Genomic DNA, 2785 nt, shown 5'->3' on the forward strand with positions numbered 1-2785 from the left:
CTGGGACAACCGCGAAATTCATCGCCGACAAGCACCCCACCAAGGTCGCAGCATTTGCCTCATTCGTCATTTGACTTGCGCGATGTAAGGGGCTCATCTTGAAGTTGCCTCTGATGTTCTCAAGCGCGTGGGGATCGGCCTAACACCTGACGGAACGGATAATGGCTGATTGCCGGTGTCTGCCGGGTCCGAAGCAGCATGCGTCGTTCCCCCCTGGCGGACAGGACCGTTAGCACTCGCCCGCCCACCGAATGCTGCTGTGGTTCTGGTTTTCCTTGAAGCTGGAGCACTAGAATGATGTTTCCATCATGGTCATATGGGCCGGAATGCTTTTCGATAGCTAGCAGATCACACATGGATATCGTCGGCCTAGGTGCACTCCTTGTCTTAGTGCTCCCGTCGATCGCGTTCGCCGCTGAGAAGCCGGCATATAGCCCGGACGCTGAAACGCCACTCGTAACGACTTCACGCATCTCTGCGACGGTCGAGCTCGGGCTGCCGGCTCTCGCTGCAGCGATCGAGCGGGACATTCCAAAGCGGCTTGCCACCATCGACGAACGCATCAACTGCGTTCATCGTCATGTTTTCATCTTCCGGGTCAACGCCAACTGCGACGTATGGGGATTTGTCGACCGGACTAGCCCGGTCTCGCTGTATGGCCGGGGCGATCGCGTCTTCGGCGCGGTCTCCATACATGGTGCTGCCGAAGGTCAGGGAGCTAATCGGTTCACGGCGCGCATCCGGAGCGAGACCGAGGCACGCGCGACGATCGAGGTTGAAGCGCGCCCCGAGCTGCGCAGGGATGGATCGCTCCAGCTCAACATCAGCGACTCGTTCCACTGGAGTGAGCATCCCTACCTTCACGTGCTCGGTCGCGAGTTTGACCTTGCCCCCTATGTCGAGCCCAATATTCGAACCCAGCTGGGCCGCATCCGGTCGCGCGCGCTGGCCGCGGCGCGGGCACTCGACCTGCACGGCAAGGCCGAGACGGCATGGCGTCACGCGTTTGACCCCATTAAAATCTCGAAGGATCCGCCGATCTGGCTGCAGCTGATCCCGCAGACCGCGGCGTTCGCGGGTGTCCGCGCCGATGGCAAGGTATTGTGGGGATCGCTTGAACTTACCGGCTCCGCCGAAACTCTAATCGGGCAGCAGCCGCCAGCTGTCACGGCAACGGCTCTCCCGCCGCTCGGCGCCGCGGTGGCTGAGCCGGGCACCTTCGATGTCATTCTTCCCGTGCGCATCAACTACGAGGCGGTCAAGGAAAAGGTAAGCCAGGCAATTGCAGCCGTTCCGGCGCAGAACACGTCCGTGCGCGAGGTTCAGATCTACCCGTCCTCGGGCAAACTCGTGGTCGGCCTTCGCATAGCAAAGAGCTCCGACGCCGATCCCAACGCGGGTCAATGGATCTATCTTTCGGCCCAGCCAAACGTCGATGCCGACAATAGGACCTTTGGCCTTTCCGAAATTGGCCTGACGACCTCGTCAGAGGACAGCCAGATTGGATCTGCCGTGCAACAGCTCGCGGCGCAATTGAAGAATGGCTCTAATCTCGACTACGGCATTTCCTACCAAAACCTGCTCATGGCTGCGAACGAACGCTTGACGCGCCCGCTGAAGGACGGCTTTCGCATGGAGGGCCACCTTGACTCCGCAAGGCTTGGAAAAGTGCACTTGCTGCGCGAAGGCATCCTGATTGCCCTTCATGCCAGCGGCGGTCTGAAGATAGTTTACGGACTGTAAGCACGTGAGCTCGACCATGCGATACTTCACCAGCAATCTCTTTGGTGGCTGGCCGCGCAGGTGGATGTCGACCGCGCTCATCGCCACGGCTGTGCTTGGCCTTCCGGGAATAGCGTCGGGCCAGACGACATTTTATGATGCGCCGGAATCGTTGCTCAACGGCGCCCCGGGCACCTTAGTGCGGCAGGAGCCGATGGACGGTGCTCCGCTCGGCGCCTCCACTTATCGCGTGCTCTATCGCTCGACGGGGCTGAACGGTCGGCCGGTCTTTGTGTCCGGCGTCGTCATCGTTCCGCAAGGCACGCCCGCGCTCGGCGGACGTCCGATCGTTGCTTGGGCACATCCGACTTCGGGTATCGTCCCGCGTTGCGCCCCATCGCTCGCCATTTTTCTGTTCCAGCAGATCCAGGGACTTCGCTCGATGATCTCCCGTGGCTTCGTCGTTGCGGCGACCGATTATCCAGGGCTCGGTACGCCGGGCCCGCATCCTTACCTGGTCGGTGAGAGCGAGGGTCGAGCCGTGATTGATATTGTGCGCGCGGCACGCTCCGTTCCCCGCGCAGGCGATGGCAAGGACTTCACGGTTTGGGGGCATTCACAAGGCGGGCAGGCCGCGCTCTTCGCCGGGATGATCGCAAACGCCTACGCTCCTGAGCTGAAGCTTCTCGGTGTCGCTGCAGCGGCCCCGGCAACGGACCTCGTGAAGCTGATGAGCGACGACATCAACACGATCGGCGGCAAGAACATCACAGCGATGACGCTTTGGTCGTGGCACCGAGTCTACGGAGCCGCCATAGACAACGTCGTCGATCCGCGCGCCATGCCTGCAATCGACAGGCTGGCGCAAGAATGCATCGAAGGCCCTTTCGACCTGATCGTAAGGCAGAGGACAGGGCGGCCACTCGAGCAATATTTCCTGACCGTGCAAGATCCGAGCAAGGCAGAACCTTGGCGATCGCTTCTCGAACAGAACAGCACCAGGGTGCTCTCCCCTGAGATCCCCATCTTTCTTGCGCAGGGGGCCAACGACCAGGTCATCCAG

Annotated in this window: 2 protein-coding genes; both read left to right on the top strand. The window is 61.1% G+C overall.

The annotated features are described in order from the left end of the window. The first annotated feature begins 354 nt into the window (after nt 1–354). The gene (locus IVA96_RS04875; RefSeq protein ID WP_247415653.1) at nt 355–1743 is read left to right on the top strand and encodes a DUF4403 family protein; all 1389 of its coding nucleotides are present in this window, start codon (nt 355–357) and stop codon (nt 1741–1743) included. A 16-nt stretch (nt 1744–1759) separates the two neighbouring features. Beyond that, the coding region (locus IVA96_RS04880) for an alpha/beta fold hydrolase (protein WP_247415655.1) at nt 1760–2785 on the top strand (1026 nt) is incomplete at its 3' end.

The sequence above is a fragment of the Bradyrhizobium sp. 159 genome, from assembly GCF_023073795.1.
Taxonomy (GTDB): domain Bacteria; phylum Pseudomonadota; class Alphaproteobacteria; order Rhizobiales; family Xanthobacteraceae; genus Bradyrhizobium.

What these genes read in the sequence shown, in the direction of transcription:
- IVA96_RS04875 (WP_247415653.1), top strand. Translation starts at nt 355, where the DNA reads ATGGATATCGTCGGCCTAGGTGCACTCCTTGTCTTAGTGCTCCCGTCG.